We start from the raw sequence: 26,163 nt of genomic DNA, 5'->3' as shown, positions 1-26,163 counted from the left end.
AGTACTTCAAAGGAATATTAATAATATATGATTATGTGTAGAGTTAAGGCTATGGTAAATAAAGTAATGGGAGGGTTAGCCTCTCATTACTACCTTCTAAAATTCAATGGTTAAATAACTAAAATATTTATTCTACTTTTAGTTAGTCATTTTCTTAAACCAATAGCTATCCATGCTAGTAACCCAAGTGCCATCCTTTCTTTTGGGGATTACACCAGTCCACATAAGTTCTAACTCTCGGTTGTATGAACCAATAGAGTGTCCACCATATTTCCCTTCAAAAGCTAACACCATAGGTACTTGTCCACTTACACCTGCTTTTCCTTCATAGCAGATTAGTTTATTTTTATGCTCCTGATCTAGAGTGTAACTCACATCAAGGGATATGCAGTTATCTCCACATAAATCGCTAGATGGCGAAATTTTCATCGTGTAGCTATGGGAATTGTCCTGAGACTTCCAGATACCACTTATGTCTTTACATGAGTAGATGTCAGAAGCGTAGGCTGTTGATGTTGATAAGCAAAGCAGACTAAGCGAAATTACACTTACTTTCATATGGTTAATTCCATTTAAAGCCAAAATGACCATGTTACATATATTGTAGTTTGATTCAACCATGTTTTACTTAAACTGATGTAATTAATGAAGTATTGTGTTGAAAAGGGTGTAATAAACTAGATTAATAGGCTAATCCTACGCACGTTTATTCCTATTCCGCACTACGTATAATTGTAAGTCATAGAATTCATCGAAAATCGCGATATAAGCAACGAAATTTATCTAACTTCGTTTCATTTTTATCGATAAATTCTTGTAACCTTCCAGGCATAGCGTCGGGCCAATCTAGACCATAACCTTTGGGACTGATTAAAGGCCCCCAAAAAGGACCGCCTTGAGTGAAGAAGGGGATTACAATTTTCGGTTCTGCTAATAAGGTATGATAACAATAGCGACGAATATGGACTCCAATTTCTACATCACAGTATTTTTCCCATTCTAGTGCTTTTTCTAATAGCTCTGGGCGCTTTGGTGACAGAGACTTTTCAGGATATTCGGCATCAAGATAATTTAAAATAGTGTAAATAATCTAGATAGTTTCATTTTGTATACTAGCAAGTTTTACATATCGAATATAGCTGTAAGCATATGTAAGCAGGTGTAAGGGAGCTTAAGCCGTCGATTTTAATTTAACCTATATTCGATATACTGGTCATAATTTAATATAGATAATAACTTGAGAGATAATATGTTTTTTAAAAGAAAGCCACCTGCAGTACTTCAGCCTACTTATAACGATAATATTGTCGACTCTATTAATAATTCAGTAGCAGCGATTGAATTTGATAAGAAGGGTAATATAAAAACGGCTAGCCCACTTTTCCTCAAAGCATTAGGCTATAGTCTTCATGAAATTGAAGGTGAGCATCACCGTATTTTTTGTAGTCAAGAATTTACCCACAGCCATGAATATAGCAACTTTTGGAATGACCTTTCTGCCGGTAAAGCCCTCTCTGGAACGTTCAAACGCTATAAAAAATCTGGAGAGGAAGTTGTTATTGAAGCTACCTATTTTCCTATTCTTAAAGAAGGTATCGTGGATGGTGTAATGAAAATAGCCAGTGATATCACTATTCAATATAACCAAGCAAAGACTCAAAAGGATTTAATTACAGCGCTTAATTGTAGTTTTGCAGTTATTGAGTTCGAACCGAATGGAACTGTGATAGATGCAAATACACTTTTTTTAGACACTTTTTCATACACATTGGATCAGGTAAAAGGTTCGCATCACCGCATGTTTTGCTACGATAGCTTTTACCAAGAACAGCCAGAATTTTGGGAAAAACTTTCTAATGGCCATACTTTTTCTGGCCGCTTTTTACGAAAAGATACGAATGGGAAAGAGGTATGGATCCAAGCATCGTATAGCCCTGTTTTTGATTCGAATGGCAAGGTATATAAAGTCGTCAAACTTGCATCAGATATAACTTCAGACGTTAAGAGGGAGTTAGAAATATCAGATGCTGCAAACATTGCATACAGTACTGCAGTCGAAACATCTCAAGTCGCTCTAGAAGGAAGTAAGGTACTTAATGATTCCGTCGATCTTTCTAATCAGATGCTGGGAAGCATAAACTTATCAATACAACAAGTTGAAGAGCTAGGGGTTTTGTCTAAAGATGTTTCTGAGATCGTTAAAACTATTAGTGGGATTGCAGCACAAACGAATTTACTTGCGCTTAATGCTGCGATTGAAGCGGCAAGAGCGGGTGAGCAAGGGCGTGGTTTTGCTGTTGTTGCTGATGAGGTCCGCCAACTGGCTTCTCGCACGTCAGCATCAACTGAAGAAATCAATTTAGTTGTAAGCAAAAATCTTATATTAACTAATGACGTGACAGACTCTATGGTTAAAATTGGCTCTGTAGCAGATGAGACTAATTTAAAAATAACAGAAGTATCTTCTATCATGAATGAAATTTATGAAGGTGCTGAAAGTGTATCAACAGCAGTTAATAGCTTTAAAGATAAGCGTTAATTATTGATACTATGCGTGACCTGTCCTGTTGTCTCAGCGGCGAAAAATGTTGGTTCGCAATGAAGAAAGCAGGGCAGTGAAGGGAATAAGCATAACTCAGTAAGAAAAGAGATGCTGTTTGTTGGATACTATTAACGCCTAAAAATATAATTCAAATTTAACAAACAGCGCATTATGAGTTTATATGGGCTGTCAACTAACTTGCTTTAAGCTTAATCGATTTGTTACAGTTATTACATTTATAGATACTACTATAAATTAGCTTTTCAAACCATTTTCTATTCACTTTTACCATTATTGATTTTTTACAGCACTTCATTCTTACATTTCCTGCGGAGACATCGTTAAATACAGCTTTCGGGGCAATGATAATCATTATCACTACTGTTGGCAATGGGTAAAGCTTAAAATATATGAATTACACTGTCTTACATTGACGCCGTTTACACGAGGTGAGTGAAACGGTAATCTAGTTGTTTATACGGAACTCCGTATAAACACTGTTATGCTTCTAGGATGGGTATGAGTAAATTTGTTGTAGTGTCTAAATATTCATTTCCTTTGGACGCAAATATAGCTAAAGCTAGCTTAGAAAGTGAGGGGATTCCTGCTTATATTGCGGATGAACACACAGTTAATATGCAATGGCTTTACTCCAATGCTATTGGAGGAGTGAGGCTATTTGTCCCTGAGGAATTTGAAACTGAAGCAAAAGCCATATTAGACATGAATTTTTCTGAGGATGTCGATTTAGCTTTTAAAGAAAAGCCCGAACAATGTGCTCAATGTAGTAGTGGTAATGTTGTCAATTACACGAAAGGTAAAAAGCCTGCATTCCTATTATTTATATTGTTAGGGTTCCCTTTGTTTTTTTATAAACATGGTAAAAAATGCATGGATTGTGGTTGGTTTAAAGAAACATAACAGGACATTTAGTCACAGACTTAATGCCGACTTTAAAAACGCACTTACTGGCTAATAGCCGATAAAGGTAAAACGGTGTTATATGCTGCGCGAGGTTAACGCATGATAAGAAAAGCCACACAAAGTGACTGTATCAATTTGGCTGTTTTATCGCTGCAGGTTTGGTAACACACTTATGCAACGCAAGGTATCAGAACAAAGCTTTCCCACTATGCATTGTCTACGTTTACAGAGCAATATTTTAATAATATGTTGGATGATTCAACGTGTAACATTTGGGTTTACACCAAAGATGAACACCTTGTTGGTTTTATTGTTGTCGATTTAGCCTCGACCTTTGGTTGCGCCATGAATGGATATGAAGTGAAAACACTATATGTGTCTGAACATTTTCATGGGCAAGGCATTGGTCGAAAATTGCTTGATAAAATCAAAGTTCAACATGGGTATCCATTTTGGTTATCAATATGGGTAAAAAATGAAAGTGCCCTTCGTTTTTATCGTCATTTGGATTTTACAACTATTGGTGAGCTAAACTTTGATATTGATGGTGAGCTTCACGAAAATCATGTTCTATCATATTATTGAGCACAACAAACAGGGAGTTCATATGGAAAGTGAAAGACTTAAGTTAGCTCCACCATCGTTGGAATTTTCCGAACCAATGTATGAAGTAATTGAGGATAGTAGAGCCGAGTTTTCTCAATTCTTGCCTTGGGTTACAGAATCTCTCACGAAAGATGATGTCGTCAAAAACACCCAAGAGGCTATAAGAAACTACGAGGCGTTTATTGGTGAGTTTTGGTTCAACATCATAGAGAAAGAAACTGACTCATTTATTGGCGCAGTCGGATTTATTGTTCGAGATGGATCTGTTCCTTTCTTTGAAATAGGTTATTGGCTACAAACCTCCAAAACGGGCACTGGTTACGTTAGTGAAGCCGTTAGACTAGTGGAAAGGTACGCTTTTCTTGAAAAGGAAGCTAAGCGAGTAGAAATTAAAATGGCGGGCTCAAATACTAAGAGTCAGTTGGTTGCGAAGCGCTGTGGGTATCAATTGGAAGCCCAATTAAACAACGCTAGGCGTCTGCCGTCTGGTGAGTTAGATAGTACGTTAATCTACGCTAAACATACTTAACGCGGCGTTATAAGCGAGTTCATTATGCGTGATAATATCATCGTTAGAGACGGAACATTAACTGATGCAAAAGCAATTCAGGCTATTGCATCTCCTATCATGAAGAGCTACGGGCTTGAACCTGACTTTGCAGTTCTTGATTATGAGCTTGGACAGTTTGGCAAAAATTATGAAGGCTCAATCGCACAGCTTGTGGCTTGCTTGGATAATGTTGTTATTGGTTCAATTATACTGAAAGTACATAAAGAAAATGTAGCAAAACTTGTTGGGTTTTATATTTCAGATAATCAGCAAGGTAAAGGCGTAGGCAAAAAATTATTGAGTGCTGCTATTCAACGTGCCAAGTTATCTGGGCAAGATGCCATCTACTTAGAAACATGGGATAAAATGGAAGCCGCTACAAGTTTGTATAAAGCAATGGGCTGGAAAAAAACTGAAGATCCGCATCCCGATAGTGGAGCTGAGCGAGCTTACTATCTAAATTTAAAGTGGGACTGCTAAACAGTTTGTTCGGTTTAGGTTTTATCTGCGTTTTACCCACAATTTCAATCCGTTTAATGCGGCGTTATGCGAATAGAAGATATAAGGAAATACTATGAAAGTTATAGTTAAGGAAGCTCATAAATCAGATTACCCAAATCCCATTTCTTTTATCGATGGTGAACCTCTAATTCTTGGTCATTTTGATACTGAATTTATCGGCTGGATTAGAACTATCACTAGTGATGGAAATGAAGGTTGGGCACCGGTTGATTATATTGAAATGAATCAATGTAAAGCCAAAGGAATAGCCAAGTGTAATTATAATGCATTTGAACTTGATACAGAAATTAATGAATCGTTAGAGGTTCTATCTGAATTAAATGAATGGTTTCTTGTGGTAAATACTCGTGGTGAGGAAGGTTGGGTTCCGGTTCAAACTGTCGGTATCACATAACATATAAGAATAGGTGCCGCGCAGCCGACATCTTATTCGAGTGTTGAGTAAGAATTGAGATAAATAATAGGCCTGTTATTTATCGATGATCTAGTTAGTTTTCATCATAAACGTTGAGACAACCGTTCGATGATGAAATACCAATTGAGGATTATAAAGTGAAAAACATCCTATTTATATGTAGTCGTAACCAATGGCGTAGTCCTACTGGAGAACAAGTTTGGAAAAATCACTCCGAACTAAGTGTTAGATCCGCAGGTACGAGCCCTAAAGCTAAAAGAACAGTAAACGCCAAAGATATTCAATGGGCAGACGTGATTTTGGTGATGGAAGAAAAACATAAAAACAGGCTTAAAGCAGAATTTACGAGGTTGCTTAATTATAAAGATATTCAAGTATTAGATATTCCTGATGATTATCAATATATGGATAGTGAGTTGGTAGAAATTATGCAACAAGCAGTGGGTAGTTACTTAAGTATCAGCTAACTTTGATTAGCTACCATCCTAACGCCGTCGGTGATTCTGCCACACCCGATGCTTTATTCTATACGCTAACTCTTCTGGTTCGGGCACGTAGATCACAGCCAGGTCTTCAGACTTGAGTCACTTAGCAACAATGGCCTAGCGATGTGATCAAACGGTAGATCAAATAACCACAAGGACCGGCTTCATAAACGAAGTGCAGCGTTGCATGTGGGTATTTTGATTCGAACCGACGCACCAATTTTGTAACTGATTGTTTAGTTAATGGATTCTTACCCAGATGAATTGGTTTGACGCCACGCACATCTTCGATATAAACGACCTCAATAAATGATTTGTGCGTGTCCATGCCAATAAAAACTATGTTATGTTTACTCATGCTAGTCTCCAGTTTTATATTTTTGACAAATATATTATGGCTCTGGTTTTTAAAACTAACCCACGAAGTTGGAGGCTAGCACCTTGTGGGAGTCATTATGTCTATAAGTCAACTCAGGATTGGTGATTAAATTGTCAAATATAGGTCATGTTCAATATTCAAAAGGTGATGTCACTGGCGAGCTAAAAGCAGTTTGGGTGCACGATGATTATGGAAGAGGCACAGGTTTAGCTACTGGGAATGCAAATTCTGAATTCGAGGGCAACTACCAAATCAAGTATTTTGATGAAAATAGCATTTTTCTGGCTGAGCTAGATTTAGAGATTATCAATAATGGTAGTAGCTATAATGTAACTTGGAGTAAGAGTGGTCGTGTTACTAGTGTTGGTATAGGAATGGAAAACGCTAGCACATTAACTGTAGGTTACTATGATGTGTAGTGACTTATAATAAGCTAATTAATAAGGACAAAAAACAGTGACTGTTTTCGTTCTTCAATATTTAGCCAACAATTTTTGGCCCATTATTTGGGCGTTTTAAGCCAAATCGAAAGTATAAGGAAAATATGACGATAGTTGAACAAATAGTTAGTCGTGAAATAGACGCTGTTATCATTTTTGAGTCAGCTAACGTTATTGCTTTTGCGGACTATGATCCTATTAACTTTGGGCATTTACTTATAGCCCCAACGTTTCCCTATGAAAATTTCATTGATGTTCCAGAGTTAGTATTCAAAGAGATAAATGAAGTGGCTAGAGATTTATACCGTAGGTTGGATTCTAAGTTTAACCCTGACGGCATCAGCTTTATTCAAAATAATGGTAAGTTTAATGATTTAGGGCATTATCATCTTCATGTGTTCCCACGTTTCGAGGGTGATAAGTTTGGTTGGCAAAGCAGTAATTTGGGAATTCAAAACATAAATGACTTACGCAAGTCGTTAGAAGGCTTATAACAAGCCTCTGAATTAAGAGTCACCAAGGCTGTCTGCCATTGCTGTGCAAATCGTCCACCAGCATATAGTTAACTTATTAACTTATTAACTTATTAACTTATTAGAGCGGTGTTTATGGCAATAGCACTAAGTATCGAGCCATTCACCTATTATTGAGGCTTGTGCTGAAGAGGAGCTAGTTTTATGCCTGAACCCAATCCAGCGAAAATAATGGCCTTTGCATCGCCGAAAGATCTTGCCCAGTGGCTTAAGGTGAATCATGTCATCGAAAGTGAACTGTGGGTGAAGATATTCAAGATAAAGACTGGGATTCCGAGCGTGACTTGGAACGATGTCGTTATTGAGGTTTTGTGCTGGGGTTGGATTGACGGTATTAAGAAGTCAATTGATGACCAAGCCTATCTCCAGCGAATTACTCCTAGGAAAGCGCGAAGCAACTGGTCAAAAAGGAATAGAGAGCATGTGGAGCGTTTGATAAGCGAAGGCCGGATGACGGAGCCAGGACTCGTGCTTGTTCGTGCTGCTAAAGCAGACGGCCGGTGGGAGAACGCCTATGTGACAAGTGAAATGAAAGTGCCGATGGATTTCCTAGCAGCATTAGAGAGTAAGCCGAAGGCTAAACAATTTTTTCAAACACTTAATAAATCGAGTCATTTTGTCATTGCGTATGGATTGACAAGTGCGAAGAAACCCGAAACCAGACTAAGGAGATTTGAAAAATTCATTGATATGCTTGTTAACGAAGAAAAGCCGACTTAAGTCTTTAAAACAAATGTTATTAATTGGGGAAAATAGAAAGGGACAGTAATGATTCGTAATTTCTACAACTGTGATAAAGAAGTTGATCACAACAGCCATGATGGTGTTGGCTCTATTGATATTTACCGTGTATTTAGACGTAAAGACTTTGATGGTGCTTGGGATTTTGCTATTCGTGTCATTATGCCGCCAGGTAGTTCAATGGGAGAGCATTCTCACGGAGACGATGAAGAAATGTATATCATCCTCAAAGGTGAAGGCTCAATGATTATTGAGGGGGAAAGCAAACGAGTGGTTGCTGGCGATATGATTGTGAATAAACGCTTTGGTACTCATGGTTTATTAAATGATTCAGTTGAAGATATTGAATTACTCATTATTCAAGCAAGTTTAAAGTAATGGCTATTTTGCTTACTTAAACTGCGTGTAAGACAATTACCATAACAATCGTATCAACACGATTTGAAAGCGGCTGGGTTGACCGTTTCTGCACAGTGAAACGGTGTTAGACCTGTACCCAACACTACCCATCCTAATGCCGCAAAAGTTCCGCCGTTCGCACTTTCTAAGAATCTGCTTTAATATCACATTGGTATTTTATCTTATTTTTCATTTGATTAGTCGTTATTGACTAGGCCGAATAGATTTGGAAAGTCAAGAGTCCTGTTATACAAATTTTATGTGTAGATCTAATTCCCGAGGTAGTATGAAATTACTTATTGCAGGTTCAAATGGATATGTTGGAAGTCATGTAAGAGATCTATTCAAAGCTAAAGGTGTTGATGTTTATGTCTATAGCCGAGATGGTACTAGCGATAAATGTGACAATAGAAATATTTCAAGTAAAAATACTGAAATGCACGGGAGCTTTGATGTGGTCATTAATTGCGCCCGTGCACATTGGAAAAGATACACGCCTGAAGAGATTAGCCGGATTGAGAGAGATTTACTTTCAAATTTAAATCTTTTTGCGTCAGAAACTGCAAAAAAAATACATACGTCAGGTGTTTGGCTATTTGGTAATGCAAATGAAAAAGAGCTAAATGATTTCACCTTACGTCCTTTCGAGATGGTCAAAGATGACGAACAAACCATACATGATTCTTTATCTTTAAATTGGAATGTTGTTTATTGCCCGAGCATTATTTATGGTGGTAAGTCGTGCCAAATGCGCCGTATTATTGAAGGTTGGAAAAATTCAACTGTTACAGTGGCAATTCCTAGTACCGGTTATAATCAGTATGTTCATGTATTCGATGTGGCAGATTTTTATTATACATTAGTGTCCCAAAATAATATTCATCCACGCCAACACATCATTGCAGAAAGAAAAGGCTATACACCCGAGGCGTTTGCAGATCTACTTTATAAGAATTCAATTATTGAACGTGTTTGCAAAATCAGTTGGGACGAGTTTGAAATACATAATGGCTTTGGCGCTATAGATATTGAAAAACTTAATCTTAATTTACCAATTAGTCCATATTTCGCAGAAAAATACACAATTAACGAGTACTTCGAGCAATACACATAAATAACGGGGTAAGATACAAAGTATTAAAATTTATCTTTATGAGCTTGGTATAAACCATTATGACAAATCGACTCCCTCAGAAAACGTCCTCGACTATATCAACGCTTAGCGATCTTGCGAAGTTGGCTAATTATTCCCTCATGGACACGCTCAACAGTGATCCTGATGCGACAGAAAACGGAGCCGACCATGCGCCGCGACAAGTATTCACGGGTCATTATGTCCCCGTCAACCCTACGCCAATCAAAGACCCAGAGTATGTTGCGCACAGCAAAACCTTTTTTTCCGAGCTTGGCTTCGCCGACAGTATGGCAGAGTCCTCCGACTTCGTTCGCATGTTCTCCGGGGACATTTCTCAGGTTCCAGAGCCGATGCGCAAGGTAGGTTGGGCGAGTGGGTACGCACTTTCCATTTACGGCACTGAATACATCCAGCAATGCCCGTTCCAAACCGGCAACGGATATGGAGACGGTCGTGCAATTTCTGTGCTTGAGGGCGTCATCAACGGTCGACGCTGGGAAATGCAGCTGAAAGGTGGCGGCCGCACGCCATATTGCCGCGGCGCGGACGGTCGCGCTGTCTTGCGGTCTAGTATCCGTGAGTTCTTGGCTCAGGAACACATGCACGCACTGAGCGTACCCACATCACGGTCTTTGAGTTTGTACGTTTCAAAAACGGAGAAGGTAAAGCGACCGTGGTACTCGCAGGGCACGCGCTCGGAAAATCCCGACATGCTTATATCTGAAGCCGTCGCTATCTCGACACGTGTCGCACCGTCGTTCATCCGTGTAGGCCAACTCGAACTTTTCGCTCGCCGTACTCGTCAAAACGAACACCTGAACGCGATGGTGGAACTCGAGAAGATAGTGCTGCACTTGATTGATCGTGAGTACGCTGACGTTGTCGATAGGCAACTCACCACCTCAGAAAAAGTGGTGTTGCTGGCGCGTGAGTTTCGTAGCCGCCTCACGTTGCTGGTGGCGAATTGGATCCGCGTCGGCTTCTGTCAGGGTAACTTCAACAGCGATAACTGCGCAGTCGGTGGCTTTACACTTGATTATGGTCCCTTCGGCTTTTGCGATGTGTTTAACCCGTACTATCAGCCTTGGACGGGTGGTGGTGGTCACTTTGCGTTCATGAACCAACCAAACGCAGCGCAAAGAAACTTCGACATGTTTTGTTCGGCGTTACGGCCGTTGCTGGCGTCGCATCAGGACTATTTGCTCGAGCTCGACGAGATTCAAAGTGGATTTTCGAAAGTCATGCACACGCAAATGGAAACGATGTGGGCTGCCAAGTTGGGTCTTAGCACTTTGAACACCGCATCTCACAAGGCTCTTTGTAACGTACTGTTCAGAGAGCTAGAAACGCTCATGATGCAAACTCCAGTCGATTACACTATCTTCTTCCGTGAGCTCTCGTCGATACCCGACGAAATTGGCCAGCTCAAGAAAAGCTTCTACAATAATTCGCCGGATGATACAGAGTCCAAAGAGATGGACAAGCGCTGGGCAGTGTGGCTCGAAAAATGGAAAACCCTCCTCAATAGCGCCTGTGATGCTAATGCTAGATCGCCCCGAACCATTGAGGAAATCTCTAGGCAGATGAAGCTAGTCAATCCAAAATACATTTTGCGAGAGTGGTTTGTTATGCCTGCTTATCAGCAAGCAACTGCGGGAGACTACGCTCTAATCCGAGAGCTTCAGGACGTGATGACACAGCCATATGCAGAGCAGTCGAAGGACGTGGAGGACAAATACTATAGGTTGAAACCGCCTGAGTTCTTTGAGGTGGGTGGATTGTCACATCTTAGTTGTTCATCGTGATTTTTTGGACTTAAAAAAGTAGCGCCAGAAACAACTTAATAGTGAAGGCTAGGTTTTTATTGATAAAAGATGGCTAAACTGCGCCGTTTAGCTTGACGTTGGTGCTTATGAGAAAAGGAGATTCAAGTGGATATTCGAGAAGTTAAAGTGAGTGATGCTCAATCTATGTTAGAACTGATGCTGTATCTGGATAGTGAAACACAATTTATGTTGCTTGAGTATGGAGAAAGGACTACTACGATAGAGCAACAAACTAAGATTATTGAATCATTTAGGGAAAGTCAGTCGCAGTCTATGTTTGTATTAGCGAACTCCTCGGGCATTAATGGTTTCATTGTTGGTATAGGCAATACTACAAATCGAAATAAGCACTCAATGTATTGTGTTATAGGTATCAAGCACAGTGCCTCTGGAAATGGCTACGGGAAGCAATTATTAGAGCATCTTGAATGCTGGGCTTCAGAGCATGACTTTACGAGACTAGAGCTTACAGTTATGTGTCACAATGAGCCCGCGTATAATCTCTATTTATCTCGTGGTTTTGAGGTTGAGGGTGTCAAGCGACGCGCGATGAAAATCGATGGCCAGTATGTCGACGAATTTTACATGTCCAAATTACTAGGAACCTAACAAGCTGCCTCCAACGCATGGCACTTTTGCTTTGCAAGTGTAGACATATGTTGGAGGCAGCTTAGCGAGGCGTAATGCGTAAAAGGAGAAAAGATGAAAAATCAGGGAAAGCTGTTCTTCTTCTGTGGCAAGGTGGGAGCGGGTAAGGCAACGAAATCCAAGGTCGTGGCTATCGAAAACGATGCTGTTTTAATATCGGAAGATGAATGGTTGGCAGCTCACTTTCCGAATCAAATTCTGTCGTTTGATGACTACATCAAGTACGCTAACTTAATCAAACCGTTTATCAAAAATCATTTTCAAAGCCTTTTGAAAGTTGGGGTAAATGTTGTCATGGATTTTCCTGCAAACACGGTGAAGCAGAGGTTGTGGTTCTCGTCACTTTGTAATGAATTGGGATGTGACCACGAATTTTTGTATCTCAAAGATGGTTAAAGGTTGGAAGCGTTTCGGTGAACATGCGTGCCCACAAAGTATTACAAATGCTTACATTTTTTTGCCTGTATTTCTTAACTTAGAAGATATGATACCTATCCATCTTGTTAGTATTGAAAGCTGTTGTTTAAGATCTTGCTGCTTATACATTACTAAAATCATCGAGATCACAGAATATGGACTAAATTTTTGAAGTGAGCACCTGCTATAGAATGTTTTTGGTCGAAAGCTAGTTTTAGTTCAGTTTCGCCCCAAGTTCAAGCTAATAAATTTTAATATAGGAATAGGTAAAATGAAAATCAAGACCAAACAGTTCAAAAATAATCTTGCTTTAGGTTTGATAGCTATGGCTTTGACAGGTTGTGGTGGCAGTGGTGGTGGTTCTACGACTACAGTTACACCCGCTGAGCCACAGAAACCATATAAGCCAGAACATGCCGTTAACCTTGATATTCTAAATTTAAATGATGGGGGTAATGTCGACACGGAGAAGGTTGAAAACACAGCCAGGTTAGTATCAGCTTTTTATGATCAGGTTATAAACAATATCTTTTCCGATCTTAATCTTCCAGAAGATCCAAGTATAGATAACCTAAGAAACTATATGGCAGGAAAAACTAACGATAGCCAAGATGCTTTATTCAGAAGTTACGTTATAAATAATACTTCCGTCCATATTGTAATGAAAAAAAATAGCCCAACAAATTTAGCCTCTAAGGATATTTTTGAAGATCAATCTAATCAGCTTGGTGATCGTTACTATGGTTTAGGTGGTTTTGTTTCGTTTGATAATGAAATGACATGTCTACTGATGTTTACGGGTGGTCACGAAATTTTAAGATGTGGTAATGGAAGCTCAGCGATGGAACTTACTTATCGAAAACGACCATATGTGAATAATTTTGATTTAAAAATAAATGATTCAAGCTTTTCTTTTCCTAAAACCTCTGTCGAGTTTGATCCTAATACTCGTTCAGTTACCCTAAATACTAACAAAAAAGCAGCCTTGAATAGCGATAAGACCCTTAGTTGGGAACCTTAGCACTAGGATTTTGATATAATAACGCCTCCCATGTGGAGGTGTTTTTCGTTACTGAGCTCGTTAAAAAACCTTTATTAAAACCCAGAGTATTGCAGTCTGATATTTTGAAATAAAAGCGATTCCAATTTGTCCTTAAGTTGATATTTTTAGTCCTCATGTTATTACTAAGCCATTCCTATGTCCTATATACTTTACTAAGTTTCACAGGATCAATTATAAAAGCTAATCACACTTATTGGTTGAATCTATATTTAGAAAGGTCGTATATGTATAAAAAACTTAGTTTAATTTTATGTGTTTTTGTATCACTCTTATTAGGAGGATGTGGTAGTGATCATGGAACTGATGATGGGAATAGTAAAAATGATCCAGTGTTAGAAGACATAAAAATCACACCTCCTGCTATAACTATTCCTAAGGGAGCTTCTCTACCATTAAAGGCGACAGGGTATTATAGTGATGGTACAACAGCAGATATTACTCAATCTGTAGAATGGAATGTTAATGACGATGGGAAGGATATTATTAAGGTAGATAAGCTTCTTTATAATATCGTATCGGTAAAGGGGATCACTTCTGGTGACGCTGTTATCTCGGCAACAATGAATCGAACAGTAAGTTCTGAAGTAGCTCTAAAAGTTACTGATGCTAAATTAGTGCAATTAGAAATAAAGCAAGCATCTGTAGATGCCGATGCTAACATCGTTTTCCTTAATATACCTAAAACATATGAAGTTTTATTACATGCTATCGGAAAATATGATGATGGCAGTAATCTTGATCTTACTCCATATGTCACGTGGAAATCTGACAGCCCGAATGTTATTAATTTTGATAAGAATCTTTATAGTAGTTATTTAGTAGCAAGTGGAGAAGAGGTTGGTCACACAACTATGCGTGCTAAGTTTGAGGAAATTAGCTCATTTGTTTCTGTTGACATCACTGGTACTGAATTGACGAATATTAGAATTGAGCAACTGGGTTCATCAAACCATGATATTTCCGTAGCGGTAGGAAACACAGCCATATTAGCTGCAGTTGGTACATTTCAAGATGGTACTAGTCTTATTTTATCTAATAAAAAGCTCGCATGGAGCATCGATGATCAAGCTATAGCCGGAAGCTATAACTGGGGTCGTTATTTTCTTTTAACTGGGAAAACTGCAGGTAAAACTTTTATTAATGTAATACGTGATCAGATCAAAGATACACGAATCTTAACCGTGACTAATGCTGGTCTAGAAAAATTAGAGATTACTTCTGGTGGTAAAGAAGTGACATCTATGTCTATAACTGCTGGGGACGAGACACTATTGAGGGTCCGTGCGACATATGATGATGGAACTACTAGGCCTGTGTCTTTTTCTTCTTCACTTTATGTAGATAATCCTGATGCCGCCTATACAAGACAGCCAGTAGATGACTATTTTGAATTAATAGGAGTTAAAGCAGGCTCTACTACGAATCTTCTCGCAACATTCGGTGGTTTAAGCACTCCAACAGTAAGAATCGAAGTGGAAGAAAGAGAACAAGAATTTTCGGGTATAGAGATCACACCTAATGAAGCCATGTTATTTTTTGACAACACTCCATACATACAACCAACCGCGATAGGAATAAAAAGTAATGGTACTAAGATTGATATTTCAGATAGAGTCGAGTGGGTTTCTGAAAACCCAGAGATAGTGGATATGCATGGCGGTTATCTCTGGCCTAGTTCTACTAATTTTGGAACAACAACGGTCACAGCAAAAGCGGGGGATATAGTCAGTATTAATCCAATGACAGTTACTGTGGTATTGCCCAGAAATTAACTAGTCTCAGATAAGTTAAGCCATTGCTATTAGCCATTCTTTTCTGAATTGGTAATAGCGATGGTTATTTTGACCTGTCTTGTCTACGCATTTTTTTTGACTCTTTATCGCACTCTTCCAAATGTTGCCAAAACTGTTTATTCTTTTTAAGTAAATCAACCCATAAATGTTTAAACATATTCGCACCTTTGTTGAATTGTATCCATGCATACAAAGCGTTGTTGATTTGTATTTACGTGTACAAAGTATTGTTGAATTGCATCTATGTGTATGAAGTGTAGTAAAGTTATGCGTTTATGTGGGAAAATATTGAAAGGGAGCTATTAACTTAATCATCAGTCCAACCTTTATACCCAAGACGTTTTTTAATTACTCTGATAGGATAAATAGGAAGGACTTTTTAGTTTGGCGTTAACTTACATTTCCAAGTCTATAACGCTGATAATATCATCTTTATTAATGATACCTAAATAACGGCTATCGTTAGCAACATCTCGATTGTCACCTAAAACGATGTACTCATCATTTTTCAAATGCCATTCCCAACTATCATTTCGAATATCGAGAGGTACTATCTTTTGATTGAGAAGTTGAATGTTATAGCCAGTCTGCTTACCTTCCGAAAAGATAGTGTTATCATTAGTGCTATAAAGAGAATTCTTCTCTAAGCACTTTGAATTAATACATAGATTGTTATCAATGTAAGTTATGTAGTCGCCTGGTAAGCCTATTAACCGTGCTATGAACGCATTATCTTTCGACTTAAATAGCACAGACACAATATCGAATCGTTGTGGTTCTCTAAACTTATCAGCACCAATAATATCACCTACTTGAATAGTCGGTAGCATTGATGACGAAGGTATTTCGTAATATTCATAACGAATATAAGTATATATAAACGTGGCAAATAAAATCCCCACAATAAAGCTTATTACTTTTTTTTTCATAATATAGTTTCTTTGAATTACAGATTTATTTTTCGTAATATATATTATCTATAAATATTTTGATGTAAGTGATTGTCAACTATGTAACATTTCTCTTGAACAGATAACTTCAACAATCAAACTGAAGTAACTAAATCTGTTGTTGGATAGGAATATAATTAAACAACACTTTGTATATATAGATATAATTCAATAAAAGGTGCGAATATGTTTAAACGCGTATTGGGTGGGTTACTAAAAAAGAATAAACAGTTTTGGTAATATTTGGCAACATTTGGAAGAGTGCAATAAAGAGTCAAAAAATGCGAAAAGAAGGCCAGTTAAGGAGTTAACCCTGTATATGGGTTAACTCTATCGAATTAAAAAAAGCTACGTAACGTCCATAGCCTATGATTTGTTTTTATAATGGCCTGCTTTAAGTTTAATCTTTTTTCCACAGTGATTACACTTATAAATACTGCCATAAAATAATTTTTCAAACCAGTTTCGATTCACTTTTCTCATTGTTGAGTCTTTACAGCACTTCATGATTACTTTCCTGTAGAATATATCTAAACACATCAGGATTAATGCTAGCGCTAACATTAATGAAAATGACAGTTATTATCAAGCGTGGTTTTGTAAGAAATTGTAAGTAAATTAGGTGGTTATTCAGTTAAGTGGGGGTTTATATGTATAGCGATAGCTTTTGGTTATAAGGTTTTTATTAATTGGTGACCGTGTGGTCAGTATATGGACGTTATTAAATTTAAATTGTTACATTTCAGATTCTTATAGGTAAATAAAAGCCTCCATAGGGAGGCCTTTAATTACATGTTTTTCAACAAGTTAAAATACGCTTGTATCTTGGAACAAGCCTACTTTAAGATCTTTTGCAGTATAAATTACTTTACCATCTACAAGCATTTCAGCGTCAGCAATACCCATTACCAAACGACGAAGTACAACACGCTTCATGACAATTTTATAAGTCACTTTTTTATTTGTTGGTAATACTTGACCTGTGAATTTAACTTCACCTACACCCAGTGCACGTCCTTTACCTTTAGCGCCATTCCAACCTAGGAAGAAGCCAACTAATTGCCACATTGCATCTAGGCCTAAGCAGCCTGGCATAACAGGATCACTGTCGAAGTGACAGTCGAAAAACCATAAATCAGGAGTAATATCGAGTTCTGCAATGATTTCGCCTTTACCGAATTCACCGCTTGTACTATCAATGTTTAGAATGCGATCCATCATTAGCATATTGTCTTTTGGAAGACGAATCTCAGAATCAAATAACTCACCGTTACCACATTTAACTAAATCTTCTTTATCGAAGCTGTTACGCTCTGTTGCTGACATAGGTACCACTTGAACCTCTAATTCATTTATCATAATAATATCCTTGTTATTTCGGAGCTATCTTAGCGTACATATGTACGCCTAACAAGTCCAATCAGTTGTTACGTCCCTGTTTAAAGGTTATTCTAGCGTACAATTGTTTAAGTTTGGTTACAAAAACAGATTCATCGTCTTCTAATTTTTCATCAATCTCTTCGGCGAGTTTCTGAATTATACTATAGATCCCTTCATCTTCATCAAGGTCACCAGCTTTGATATCCATTAACAGCTCTATAGCTTGGTCAATGTGCGTAATAGGATAGATTGCCAGTTGATTATCGTTCACTGCTGTTATGAGCTTATCACTTAAATTCAAATTTACAATATTAGCCGCAGGAATCAAGACGCCCATATTGGTTTGTCCGTTCAATTCACAGATACGCAGGAAACCTTCCAGCTTTTCGTTAATCCCACCAACTGCAAGCACAGTACCAAATTGGTCGATTGCACCGGTAACAGCGAGGTGTTGCGCAATCGGCTTCTGCGCGAGTACAGATAGTAATGCGCAGGTACCAGCTAATGCGGCGCTATCACCATCAATTTCGCCATAGGATTGTTCAAAGACTAAATTGGCACTAATAGGAAGTGGCATTGGTTTAGCAAACGTGTGTGTAAAAAAGCCCTGAATAATCATCATGGATTTAGCATGTATATTACCCGCTAACTCGGCTTTGCGTTCAACGTCTGAGATATCACCGTCACCATTTAAATGTCCTGTTGCTGTAATACGAATAGGTTCACCAAAGCTTTCTGGGTGACCATCTATCTCAAGAACAGATAAACCGTTTATTTGACCTATTCTAGCGCCATTGGTTTCTAAGATAACTTGTTTTTCGATAATACCTTCGTTACTCAGTCTAATGTGCGAATTTAACGCTTCATGTTGCAGTGTTAACACGGTATTTAAGGTATCACGGTCAATCATGTCTAACTTTTGTTCAGAGGCAACATGATGGCAATAGCTCAACAATGTCATTAATTTTGATTCATTTAAGCTAAGGTAGTTATTATGTTCACACCAACGACTGCTTAGTTGAAGTAGACGTGTTAGCCCACTTGAAGACAAGGGAAGTAACTGAGACTCAGTAATTAATGATTTAATATAACCGATGTATTTTTCGATATTTTGATCTGTGACATTAAACTCAGCAGGAAAGTCGATAAATGAATTTGTTATATTCGTCAGTTCTCTATCACCTTCAGCTAATTGGCTAATGGCAAGTCGGTCACCGAGTAAAATGACTTTTACATCGATTGGCGCTGGATCTGGTTTTAATTCCGTTTGTACTGCTTGGTTACTTGAGCGCCAATCCAATTTACCTTGTTTGATTACTGCTTTTAATTGAAACCATAGGTCAGGATTGTTAATTAACTCATCAATCTTGATTAGGATATAACCACCATGCGCTTGGTGTATTAGTCCTGGCGTTAATTGAGCGACATTACTGCTGTAACTGCCGTTTGTATAAAGCGTGTCTTGATTACCAAATAAAGTAGTTTGGGTAAGGTTATTTGCATCAACGAGATTCGGTGTTGCAGTCTCGCCATTGGTAATGATTTTAAATGCCTGTTCAACATTAAACTCATTGAGGTTCAATAACAGCGGAACAAGACACGGGTAGGGCTTAATGATACACGAGTTTAACTGTTCGTCCGCACATTTACCTGTCGTAATAATGTTGTCAATAACTTGCTTGAACAAGACTGTTTTGTCTCGCCAAATTTCAAACGCATGTGCACGTCCTATTTTTGTTACATCTTCGATATAACAAATGGATTTAGCACGTTTAGTCGACATAGAGGACAACATATCTGAAAAGGATTTAGTATGTTCAAAGCCTTCAAAATCGGTTGCTACAAGTAGTTTAGCGCTTACTGTATTGTGGAATAATGTGAAGAGTCGATTATTTTGAGGATATAACTGGTCTCGCTTTACTGTATCAAACTCATCGAGTTTACAGCGCGAACCTAGATCAAAGGCAGGGACTAATTTATCAGCAACAATTTTCTCAATTAACAAGGCTATCACTCATTGGAAGGTAGATAGTTAAATTATATGAGATTGTCGTATAAACAGATAGGATTATTCACATGTTGTCATGAATTGATGGTTTAAAGCGGAATTAATAACCAGAACTGACGGTGTTAACAAAAATGGTCATCATTTTATAAGTGGTTATATTTACGATTATAGTCCAAAACTAACCCCATAAAATGTGTATAAGCTGATACACATTAGGGGTTAGCAGGACGCTTGATTAATGTTCTCTGATTACCACATTAGGTCATCAGGGATCTGGAAATCAGCATATGGGTCGTCTTCTTCAACTTCCGTTGCGGTGTTTTCATTCAGTACCAGTACGTATGCTTCATCAACGGCTCTAATTTTGTCGATAGCAATACTCGGCATAACATAAGATTTACCTTCAAGCACACATAAGCCAATTTGACCTTTGGTTAATGCGTTATAGCTTGGTTGATCGACAGATAGTGTCTTAACCTTGTTATCAAGCACGTAGTTAAACGACAACTCACCAGCGAAATCGGTGATGTGAAGTTGTTGAATCATTTGCTTCACTTTACCATGCTCGGACTTAAGCTCAATTTTTTCTTGGATCACTTTATTTCGATCTGCATCTAACTGTGCTTGAGCTTCTTTTTGGGCTTTAATATCATCTTGTAGGCTCGTGTCTGCACTTGCCTGATTTTTGCGTACGGCTTTATTTTTCTTGTTTTTTTCTTTGCGGATTTTTTTCGCTTTTTTCTCATCGCCTAAACCGGCCTTTAAAAGCTGTTCTTGTAGTGATGCCATGGTTATGAATTCCTGTAGTTTTCGTTTATGCGCGGATCATAGCAGTGTTAACTTTAATTCGCTAGATCCAAACACGGATAGACATTGTCATTGATTTTAGTGATCAAAAAAGGCGGTGATTAGCCGCCTTTTTAATATCAAATTAGGTAGTAAGCGTGTTTATTGCTCGATACCTGTAATTAACCATGGTGCATTTTCTTGTGTCAGGTTACGTTCTAAATGCCACACTTCGTTGATGTCTGCTTCTACATCTTCATGGCTATCACGGTAGCGACCACTAAATTTAACACTTACTTGCGAAAGTGATGCTGTAGATTCTGCACGAACTAACTCTGCGTCAAGGAACATTACTTCTGTATGTTGCTCGCCTTCAAGTTCTTTACGTTGTACACGTAATTCGTTGTATAGCTCGATGGATACGTATTCTTGGATTGTTTCTAAATCATTTTCATTCCAAGCTTTCTGTAGTGTTTTATAATGACTACGCGCACCTGTTAAGAAATTCGTTAGATCAAAGTCTGCAGGTAGGTTAAATGGCACCTCATTGCTTGAACCAGAAAAACCGCCTTGGCTTGCAGTGTTAAACGTTGCATCCGTTGGCGCTTCTTGTCTAAATACTGGCCCCGATGCTGTTTGCGGTGAGCCTTGTTGCGATGCTGCTTTTGCGCGCATCATGCCTTTGAATAGGCGGAATAATAAGAAGGCAACACCGGCCATGATAATCATGTCCATGAATTGGAAACCTTCAAAAGCACCACCAAACATAGATGCGATTAAGCCACCAACGAGTAGGCCGCCTAACATACCGCCTAGCATGCCTTTTTTGCTCATTCCTTGTTTAGCAGGTGTAGCAGCCGCAGGTGTTTGTTTTTGTGGTGCTGTCTTGTAGCTCTTGCCAAAAGACTTACTACCACCGAATTTTTTAGCGTGTACTTCAGGCGCCGCTAATGAGAAAGCGAATACCATCATTAGAACAGTTAAAATATTTTTCATTATATCCCTTCAATTAATACAAATGTCGTACGCGTATTTTACGTAACTGCATCATAGCAATGGTGTCGCGGGCGTCAATTGCCTTTGGTTACTATTTACACTAGTTGACATAAAATGTCGGTAAAATTATTTTATTTAATTAATAAAGTGATCTGTGTGGGGTTTATTTATTCTGGATATAGAATACTTGGTTATAATAAAAAGGAGTGGAACACTCATTACAATGAATATATAGCGAATAGTATGAAAGCAAATTTGAGAGAGATGAATTTTGATACTAGCGAAAATAATAGCAATGGTCGGTTTATCGGTCTCATTAGGTGCATATGCTAATGAGACCGATATCAAAACGACAACCCCCGAGATTAAACCCTTTGTAGTTGGTGGTGGTGATGGGAAAGCATCAGAATTACCCTGGCAGGTATATCTAGAGATAGAAAAGGGCGGTACCACCTATGCTTGTGGTGGTACGTTAGTGACTGATAGGTGGGTTGTCACCGCTGCTCATTGCATAAATAGATTTGAGAGTAGTTCAGTGTTTAGTCCTGTTCATGCAGACCAACTCACCGTTTACTCCGGTGGGATAGATCGGTCATTGAAGGATGACATGTCGAATAATAGTGTTATACAGGTCGTTGCTAATCCACGATATGATCATTCAACTCACACTGGGGATATCGCGTTACTTCAATTATCTAAACCTGTAGAGCTACCTGCACAAGCAATTAGGTTAATGGACGACGCATTGCAAGTGGATGCGGACTTAGAATTTGATCATGGCGTTAGGAATAATGTGGTCTTATCCGGTTGGGGACGTACATCCACCGATGGTATAAAAAGTACGAACATTTTGCAAAAAATAGTGCTTGATGGCACCGATGATGATAGCTGCGCTCTCGCTTGGGGCTGGTCGGGTTTTGAAACAAGTTTTATTTGTGCAAACGCATATAATAAAGGCTCTTGCAGTGGCGATTCTGGCGGTCCGCTCATATGGCAAGATAAAAATGCGATAAGCGATAATGATCGAGGTTACCGATTAGCAGGTGTCGTAAGCTTTGGTAATGCACAACAATGTGCTTTAAATTCATTACCTGATGTTTACACCCAAGTTAGCAGCGTTTATGACTGGATTGTAGATGAAATTAACAAAACGTGTGTATATACAGAACCGGAGTCTTCTTTTACACAAGATATATTTATTGTTGAAGCGGCACCCCTGCTACAAAGTAAACAAGGTGGCGGGATAGGTTATTCATTCCTATTTATATTAACGAGTTTACTGCTATATCGTCGAAGAAACTAAAATTGAGAATATCTCTATCTAATAGGCCTATACTTACGCTATAAGATATTTATCTAGGGTGTAAGTATGGTTAACCTAAAGCTGAATCTTAACCGCCTATCAATTTTTTTCATTCTTGTCATCCTATGGTCTAAACCTGTTCTTCCTCAACCTTACGCTATGCCCATACTCGGTTCAAGGCTCATTGGTCAGCCGATACAATATACAGTGAAAGTGGGGGATTATTTTCATGCGATTGCGGAGCAATACAATGTCGGCATGATGGCGTTAATGGCATCGAATCCGACTGTTGATCCCTTTTTGCCCCGGCCAGGGACTGTGCTTGATCTTCCAACCAGCATGCTGTTGCCTGACGCGCCATATAAAGGGATAGTGATTAACTTACCTGAGCTCAGGTTGTACTACTTTCCGCAAGATAAAAACATCGTGCACGTATTTCCCGTTGGTATTGGGCGGGAAGGGCGTAAGACACCACAAATGAACAGCTTTGTTAAAGCAAAAGTCAAAGATCCTATCTGGACTCCAACGCCCTCTACGCGTGCTGAGTATCTAGAAAAGTTTAAAACTGTGTTACCTCGTTATGTTGAGGCTGGTGAACATAATCCATTGGGGCGTTTCGCCTTGCAACTTGCTTATGGGCAAAGTAACTATCTTATACATGGCACGAATCAAAGTTTTGGCATTGGGATGAGGATAAGTGCGGGTTGTATTAGAATGAATCCAGATGACATTGAGTTGTTATATGCTCGCGTAGTGGTAAATGAACCTGTGAGGATAATAAATAAACCAGTTAAATTCGCGGTTGAACCGAATGGTCAGTATTTAGTTGAAGTGCATACCCCTTTGTCTTCTGAAACATTGGATGAAGATTTTAACATGACTGAGGTTCTTGATAGATTTGAAGATCATAAGCTTAATGAAGAGGCCCTCAATAATGCGTTACTGCTACATTACGGGTTACCTGTTAATGTCAGTATTTAATACGAGGTGAATTGTTAATAAAGGGAAATAGGTCAACGCTCACTATTGCTAACCTATCCAATGTATCGACCACAACAAAAAACAATGTTGTTAATTATTTGCTATAAGATGCGGCGATGTTATCGATGCGTGAGTTCGCTCGTTGTGCTTCTTCCGAAGCTTGTAGAGCCGCTGCTGCGTTAGATCCAATGTCAGACTTCATACTTCCTTGTTCAGATTCTAACACTTTCACTTGGGAGGTTAATTTACTGACTTGAGATGTCAAACTACCAACACTATTTTCTAGGTCGGCGTGATTTGCACAACCTCCAATGAGTGCTGAACTTACAATCAATCCAGCAATAAGTAATTTACTGTTCATGAAATACCTCTGTTTGTTAGCTTCGGAACATGCATACAACATTTTCCACTATCAGAGTTAAGTATGTCAGAGGTTAGATAATTTTCCACTTAACACTCTATTGTTTTTCCAATTAACAAATATTTATATATTATTTATAATTTCAACTGCCTCTGTTCATGTACTATTTTAATAGTTAAATTAGTTATATATGTCTATGATGACATCTAGTTTATTGATATCTGAAGGAGGTGGACGACTATCAAGTATTTAACAGGGATTGTTATAACTACAAATTTATTCATGGCTCATCATGTAATAGCTAAAGACTATTATTTTACTTTTCCGCATGAATTAGCCTATTTTAGCTCAGAAAAGCAAAAAGAAGATCAGATTGATGCGTGTTTGTCATCGAATGTGACCTCTGCAGAGGGAACTATGACGGTTGAAGTGCTAAGAGAGTTTTGTGATGAGGTTCAACCTAACCCGCTTAATCAGCGTATGGAGTTAGAAAAAAGCGCAGACAACAACCCATTTGCTTTGATTCCGTATAAACCAAACTATATATTGCCTGTTACATATTCGCAGGGAAGCAATGACCCTTATAAAAGCAATAATAAGGAATATGATTTTGATGATGTAGAAATCCAATTCCAAGTTTCATTAAAGTATATCGTCGCTGAGGACGTTATAAAGTCCGGGTTTGACGTGCTGCTTGCTTTTACTTCTGTGAGCTGGTGGCAAGGGTATAACTCCGACAGTTCATCACCATTTAGAGAAACAAATTATGAACCTGAGATGATATTTCAATATAGTGAACCTTGGGATTTGTTTGGATTACCTGTAGCTATCACTGCGCTTTCTTTAAATCATCAATCTAATGGTCAATCTGGCAGTTTGTCTCGAAGTTGGAACCGTATCATAGGGACGATAGCATTCGCTCATGATGATGTTGTTTGGGCTGTTCGTGGCTGGTGGCGTGTACCTGAAGACGAGAAACTAACTCCGGATTCATCACAAGGTGATGATAACCCAGATATCGAAAAATATTTAGGTTATGGCGATTTAAATATGGTTTGGAAACTACCTTATAGTAATAGTTTGGATTTTAAATTACGAAATAATCTAAGATCGGATAATAAAGGTTCGATACAAGTAGGCTGGTCATTTCCGTTGAGTAAACATTTATTTGGTTATGTCGAGTATTTTAATGGCTACGGCGAAAGCCTTATATATTATGATCAACACGTTTCGAGAATTGGTGTCGGTTTTAGATTAACGAACTGGTTATAATTTGGGAATGGAGTGAGCAAGATGTTCTATATCTCGATGCAAAAGTGATTCATCGGCTAAGTTTAACTGAACTAAACGACGAAGTTCTGAAATACTATTAATATCAATTCTCGTACAACGTAACCCTAAAACATGCTCTTCATTATGAACTAGAATGGCTTCCATAATGATGACTTGTTCTTGGGTTAGGCTGATTGACAGTGTCATTAGCTGATTAATATTGAACTTTACATTTCTTGGTCTGGTACAGGATAGTCCACGTAAAGATAAATCGATTACATTTGTTGACCATTGATGCCCATTACAAGTTAACATGGCATTATGATCAAATAGTATTCGTTGAAAGTGACGCTTATTATTCATAATACTATCCTTAATAATTCTCCTGTATAACTTAATACTTTAGAGCAAAATGATTCATTTTGCTGAATTTTTTAGTACTAATTACGTATCTAATATGATTTTATCATAGCCCCATTTGAGTTGGAGCCAATGAAGTGTCGCGTTTCCTGTTTTTTTTCATATATCATCGTTTATTAAGTCTATAACAGCTTGTTTGTTTAAAAAGATCAAGGTATATATTTGAAGATATGTCATGAAGTATATGGCGTAAAGTAACTATTTTATTAAATACAATTAAGCCTGGTGTTGATTTGAGTATAATAAATGAACGAAAAGGGTTTATATTGTCTTATTTCACTCTAATCG

Annotated in this window: 28 protein-coding genes and 1 pseudogene; 20 read left to right on the top strand and 9 right to left on the bottom strand. The window is 38.3% G+C overall.

Annotation, left to right across the window (positions count from 1 at the left end):
* Positions 1–138: 138 nt before the first annotated feature.
* On the bottom strand, positions 139–558 hold the full coding sequence (locus HWV02_RS11915) for a hypothetical protein (RefSeq protein WP_211687912.1): 420 nt from the start codon (positions 556–558) through the stop codon (positions 139–141).
* A gap of 691 nt (positions 559–1,249) precedes the next feature.
* On the opposite strand from HWV02_RS11915, the gene HWV02_RS23020 reads away from it, so the two are divergent.
* The 7 genes from HWV02_RS23020 (at position 1,250) to HWV02_RS11880 (ending at position 6,026) form a co-directional block, all read left to right on the top strand.
* A complete protein-coding gene (locus tag HWV02_RS23020) occupies positions 1,250–2,539 on the top strand; it encodes a PAS domain-containing methyl-accepting chemotaxis protein (protein ID WP_211687910.1) in 1,290 nt (429 codons plus the stop codon).
* Positions 2,540–3,061: 522 nt separating this feature from the next.
* On the top strand, positions 3,062–3,463 hold the full coding sequence (locus HWV02_RS11905) for a DUF2007 domain-containing protein (protein ID WP_211687908.1): 402 nt from the start codon (positions 3,062–3,064) through the stop codon (positions 3,461–3,463).
* A gap of 216 nt (positions 3,464–3,679) precedes the next feature.
* Positions 3,680–4,051 carry an N-acetyltransferase gene (locus tag HWV02_RS11900; protein ID WP_304610869.1) on the top strand — a complete coding sequence of 124 codons (372 nt, stop codon included), beginning with the start codon at positions 3,680–3,682 and terminating at the stop codon, positions 4,049–4,051.
* 22 nt (positions 4,052–4,073) lie between these two features.
* Entirely contained in the window at positions 4,074–4,601 is a 528-nt protein-coding gene (locus HWV02_RS11895) for a GNAT family N-acetyltransferase (RefSeq protein WP_211687905.1), read from the top strand.
* A gap of 24 nt (positions 4,602–4,625) precedes the next feature.
* A complete protein-coding gene (locus HWV02_RS11890; RefSeq protein WP_211687903.1) occupies positions 4,626–5,102 on the top strand; it encodes a GNAT family N-acetyltransferase in 477 nt (158 codons plus the stop codon).
* A gap of 94 nt (positions 5,103–5,196) precedes the next feature.
* Complete coding sequence (locus tag HWV02_RS11885) at positions 5,197–5,538, top strand: hypothetical protein (RefSeq protein WP_211687901.1); 342 nt, start codon at positions 5,197–5,199, stop codon at positions 5,536–5,538.
* Positions 5,539–5,696: 158 nt separating this feature from the next.
* The gene (locus tag HWV02_RS11880) at positions 5,697–6,026 is read left to right on the top strand and encodes a low molecular weight protein tyrosine phosphatase family protein (RefSeq protein ID WP_211676034.1); all 330 of its coding nucleotides are present in this window, start codon (positions 5,697–5,699) and stop codon (positions 6,024–6,026) included.
* Between the two features lie 124 nt (positions 6,027–6,150).
* On the opposite strand, the pseudogene HWV02_RS11875 reads toward HWV02_RS11880, so the two are convergent.
* Positions 6,151–6,402: pseudogene (locus HWV02_RS11875) on the bottom strand (IS110 family transposase); the annotation flags it as partial.
* Between the two features lie 131 nt (positions 6,403–6,533).
* Here HWV02_RS11875 and HWV02_RS11870 point away from each other — a divergent pair.
* From HWV02_RS11870 to HWV02_RS11825, 10 genes are all read left to right on the top strand, one after another.
* Positions 6,534–6,842 carry a hypothetical protein gene (locus HWV02_RS11870; RefSeq protein WP_211671577.1) on the top strand — a complete coding sequence of 103 codons (309 nt, stop codon included), beginning with the start codon at positions 6,534–6,536 and terminating at the stop codon, positions 6,840–6,842.
* A 125-nt stretch (positions 6,843–6,967) separates the two neighbouring features.
* On the top strand, positions 6,968–7,357 hold the full coding sequence (locus HWV02_RS11865; protein ID WP_211676033.1) for an HIT family protein: 390 nt from the start codon (positions 6,968–6,970) through the stop codon (positions 7,355–7,357).
* 183 nt (positions 7,358–7,540) lie between these two features.
* Positions 7,541–8,116 carry a YdeI family protein gene (locus tag HWV02_RS11860; RefSeq protein WP_211676032.1) on the top strand — a complete coding sequence of 192 codons (576 nt, stop codon included), beginning with the start codon at positions 7,541–7,543 and terminating at the stop codon, positions 8,114–8,116.
* A gap of 48 nt (positions 8,117–8,164) precedes the next feature.
* The gene (locus tag HWV02_RS11855) at positions 8,165–8,515 is read left to right on the top strand and encodes a cupin domain-containing protein (RefSeq protein WP_211676031.1); all 351 of its coding nucleotides are present in this window, start codon (positions 8,165–8,167) and stop codon (positions 8,513–8,515) included.
* A 307-nt stretch (positions 8,516–8,822) separates the two neighbouring features.
* Positions 8,823–9,650 (top strand): NAD(P)-dependent oxidoreductase, encoded by an 828-nt coding sequence (locus HWV02_RS11850; protein WP_211687897.1) that lies wholly within the window; start codon positions 8,823–8,825, stop codon positions 9,648–9,650.
* A gap of 59 nt (positions 9,651–9,709) precedes the next feature.
* Positions 9,710–11,476, top strand: a complete 1,767-nt coding sequence (locus tag HWV02_RS11845) for a YdiU family protein (protein ID WP_211687895.1) — start codon at positions 9,710–9,712, stop codon at positions 11,474–11,476.
* Between the two features lie 126 nt (positions 11,477–11,602).
* Positions 11,603–12,106, top strand: coding sequence for a GNAT family N-acetyltransferase (locus HWV02_RS11840; protein WP_211687894.1), 504 nt, complete (start codon positions 11,603–11,605; stop codon positions 12,104–12,106).
* 93 nt (positions 12,107–12,199) lie between these two features.
* Positions 12,200–12,541, top strand: a complete 342-nt coding sequence (locus HWV02_RS11835; protein ID WP_211687892.1) for an ATP-binding protein — start codon at positions 12,200–12,202, stop codon at positions 12,539–12,541.
* Positions 12,542–12,833: 292 nt separating this feature from the next.
* A complete protein-coding gene (locus HWV02_RS11830; protein WP_211687890.1) occupies positions 12,834–13,583 on the top strand; it encodes a hypothetical protein in 750 nt (249 codons plus the stop codon).
* A gap of 266 nt (positions 13,584–13,849) precedes the next feature.
* Positions 13,850–15,397: an Ig-like domain-containing protein gene (locus HWV02_RS11825; protein ID WP_211687888.1), complete on the top strand. Its 1,548-nt coding sequence runs from the start codon at positions 13,850–13,852 to the stop codon at positions 15,395–15,397.
* A gap of 416 nt (positions 15,398–15,813) precedes the next feature.
* Here HWV02_RS11825 and lepB read toward each other — a convergent pair whose 3' ends face one another.
* The 5 genes from lepB to HWV02_RS11800 form a co-directional block, all read right to left on the bottom strand.
* Positions 15,814–16,347 carry a signal peptidase I gene (gene lepB / locus HWV02_RS11820; RefSeq protein ID WP_211676024.1) on the bottom strand — a complete coding sequence of 178 codons (534 nt, stop codon included), beginning with the start codon at positions 16,345–16,347 and terminating at the stop codon, positions 15,814–15,816.
* 828 nt (positions 16,348–17,175) lie between these two features.
* On the bottom strand, positions 17,176–17,694 hold the full coding sequence (gene fabA / locus HWV02_RS11815) for a bifunctional 3-hydroxydecanoyl-ACP dehydratase/trans-2-decenoyl-ACP isomerase (protein ID WP_211675836.1): 519 nt from the start codon (positions 17,692–17,694) through the stop codon (positions 17,176–17,178).
* A gap of 94 nt (positions 17,695–17,788) precedes the next feature.
* Entirely contained in the window at positions 17,789–19,762 is a 1,974-nt protein-coding gene (locus HWV02_RS11810) for an AAA family ATPase (protein ID WP_255550300.1), read from the bottom strand.
* 243 nt (positions 19,763–20,005) lie between these two features.
* Positions 20,006–20,545 (bottom strand): DUF2058 domain-containing protein, encoded by a 540-nt coding sequence (locus HWV02_RS11805; RefSeq protein WP_211676022.1) that lies wholly within the window; start codon positions 20,543–20,545, stop codon positions 20,006–20,008.
* Positions 20,546–20,704: 159 nt separating this feature from the next.
* Positions 20,705–21,538, bottom strand: a complete 834-nt coding sequence (locus tag HWV02_RS11800; protein ID WP_211676021.1) for a Tim44 domain-containing protein — start codon at positions 21,536–21,538, stop codon at positions 20,705–20,707.
* Between the two features lie 271 nt (positions 21,539–21,809).
* On the opposite strand from HWV02_RS11800, the gene HWV02_RS11795 reads away from it, so the two are divergent.
* Together HWV02_RS11795 and HWV02_RS11790 are read left to right on the top strand one after the other, a co-directional pair.
* Entirely contained in the window at positions 21,810–22,841 is a 1,032-nt protein-coding gene (locus HWV02_RS11795) for a serine protease (protein ID WP_255550299.1), read from the top strand.
* A gap of 66 nt (positions 22,842–22,907) precedes the next feature.
* Positions 22,908–23,822 (top strand): L,D-transpeptidase family protein, encoded by a 915-nt coding sequence (locus tag HWV02_RS11790; protein WP_211687884.1) that lies wholly within the window; start codon positions 22,908–22,910, stop codon positions 23,820–23,822.
* 94 nt (positions 23,823–23,916) lie between these two features.
* Here HWV02_RS11790 and HWV02_RS11785 read toward each other — a convergent pair whose 3' ends face one another.
* Positions 23,917–24,183 (bottom strand): Lpp/OprI family alanine-zipper lipoprotein, encoded by a 267-nt coding sequence (locus tag HWV02_RS11785; RefSeq protein WP_211676019.1) that lies wholly within the window; start codon positions 24,181–24,183, stop codon positions 23,917–23,919.
* A 282-nt stretch (positions 24,184–24,465) separates the two neighbouring features.
* On the opposite strand from HWV02_RS11785, the gene HWV02_RS11780 reads away from it, so the two are divergent.
* The gene (locus HWV02_RS11780; RefSeq protein WP_255550297.1) at positions 24,466–25,455 is read left to right on the top strand and encodes a phospholipase A; all 990 of its coding nucleotides are present in this window, start codon (positions 24,466–24,468) and stop codon (positions 25,453–25,455) included.
* On the opposite strand, the gene HWV02_RS11775 is transcribed toward HWV02_RS11780, so the two are convergent.
* A complete protein-coding gene (locus tag HWV02_RS11775; protein WP_211676018.1) occupies positions 25,450–25,818 on the bottom strand; it encodes a PilZ domain-containing protein in 369 nt (122 codons plus the stop codon). The genes HWV02_RS11780 and HWV02_RS11775 overlap by 6 nt on opposite strands.
* Between the last annotated feature and the right edge of the window lie 345 nt (positions 25,819–26,163).

The organism is Moritella sp. 28, from assembly GCF_018219435.1.
Classification (GTDB): Bacteria; Pseudomonadota; Gammaproteobacteria; order Enterobacterales; family Moritellaceae; genus Moritella.
This window is presented reverse-complemented; position numbering and strand designations above follow the sequence as displayed.

Coding starts and splice junctions, on each gene's coding strand:
- HWV02_RS11835 (WP_211687892.1), top strand. CDS start 12,200: ATGAAAAATCAGGGAAAGCTGTTCTTCTTCTGTGGCAAGGTGGGAGCG.
- HWV02_RS11865 (WP_211676033.1), top strand. CDS start 6,968: ATGACGATAGTTGAACAAATAGTTAGTCGTGAAATAGACGCTGTTATC.
- HWV02_RS11775 (WP_211676018.1), bottom strand. CDS start 25,818: ATGAATAATAAGCGTCACTTTCAACGAATACTATTTGATCATAATGCC.
- HWV02_RS23020 (WP_211687910.1), top strand. CDS start 1,250: ATGTTTTTTAAAAGAAAGCCACCTGCAGTACTTCAGCCTACTTATAAC.
- HWV02_RS11780 (WP_255550297.1), top strand. CDS start 24,466: ATGGCTCATCATGTAATAGCTAAAGACTATTATTTTACTTTTCCGCAT.
- HWV02_RS11890 (WP_211687903.1), top strand. CDS start 4,626: ATGCGTGATAATATCATCGTTAGAGACGGAACATTAACTGATGCAAAA.
- fabA (WP_211675836.1), bottom strand. CDS start 17,694: ATGTCAGCAACAGAGCGTAACAGCTTCGATAAAGAAGATTTAGTTAAA.
- HWV02_RS11850 (WP_211687897.1), top strand. CDS start 8,823: ATGAAATTACTTATTGCAGGTTCAAATGGATATGTTGGAAGTCATGTA.
- HWV02_RS11915 (WP_211687912.1), bottom strand. CDS start 558: ATGAAAGTAAGTGTAATTTCGCTTAGTCTGCTTTGCTTATCAACATCA.
- HWV02_RS11785 (WP_211676019.1), bottom strand. CDS start 24,183: ATGAACAGTAAATTACTTATTGCTGGATTGATTGTAAGTTCAGCACTC.
- HWV02_RS11825 (WP_211687888.1), top strand. CDS start 13,850: ATGTATAAAAAACTTAGTTTAATTTTATGTGTTTTTGTATCACTCTTA.
- HWV02_RS11860 (WP_211676032.1), top strand. CDS start 7,541: ATGCCTGAACCCAATCCAGCGAAAATAATGGCCTTTGCATCGCCGAAA.
- HWV02_RS11895 (WP_211687905.1), top strand. CDS start 4,074: ATGGAAAGTGAAAGACTTAAGTTAGCTCCACCATCGTTGGAATTTTCC.
- lepB (WP_211676024.1), bottom strand. CDS start 16,347: ATGAAAAAAAAAGTAATAAGCTTTATTGTGGGGATTTTATTTGCCACG.
- HWV02_RS11830 (WP_211687890.1), top strand. CDS start 12,834: ATGAAAATCAAGACCAAACAGTTCAAAAATAATCTTGCTTTAGGTTTG.
- HWV02_RS11905 (WP_211687908.1), top strand. CDS start 3,062: ATGAGTAAATTTGTTGTAGTGTCTAAATATTCATTTCCTTTGGACGCA.
- HWV02_RS11800 (WP_211676021.1), bottom strand. CDS start 21,538: ATGAAAAATATTTTAACTGTTCTAATGATGGTATTCGCTTTCTCATTA.
- HWV02_RS11845 (WP_211687895.1), top strand. CDS start 9,710: ATGACAAATCGACTCCCTCAGAAAACGTCCTCGACTATATCAACGCTT.
- HWV02_RS11805 (WP_211676022.1), bottom strand. CDS start 20,545: ATGGCATCACTACAAGAACAGCTTTTAAAGGCCGGTTTAGGCGATGAG.
- HWV02_RS11790 (WP_211687884.1), top strand. CDS start 22,908: ATGGTTAACCTAAAGCTGAATCTTAACCGCCTATCAATTTTTTTCATT.
- HWV02_RS11885 (WP_211687901.1), top strand. CDS start 5,197: ATGAAAGTTATAGTTAAGGAAGCTCATAAATCAGATTACCCAAATCCC.
- HWV02_RS11855 (WP_211676031.1), top strand. CDS start 8,165: ATGATTCGTAATTTCTACAACTGTGATAAAGAAGTTGATCACAACAGC.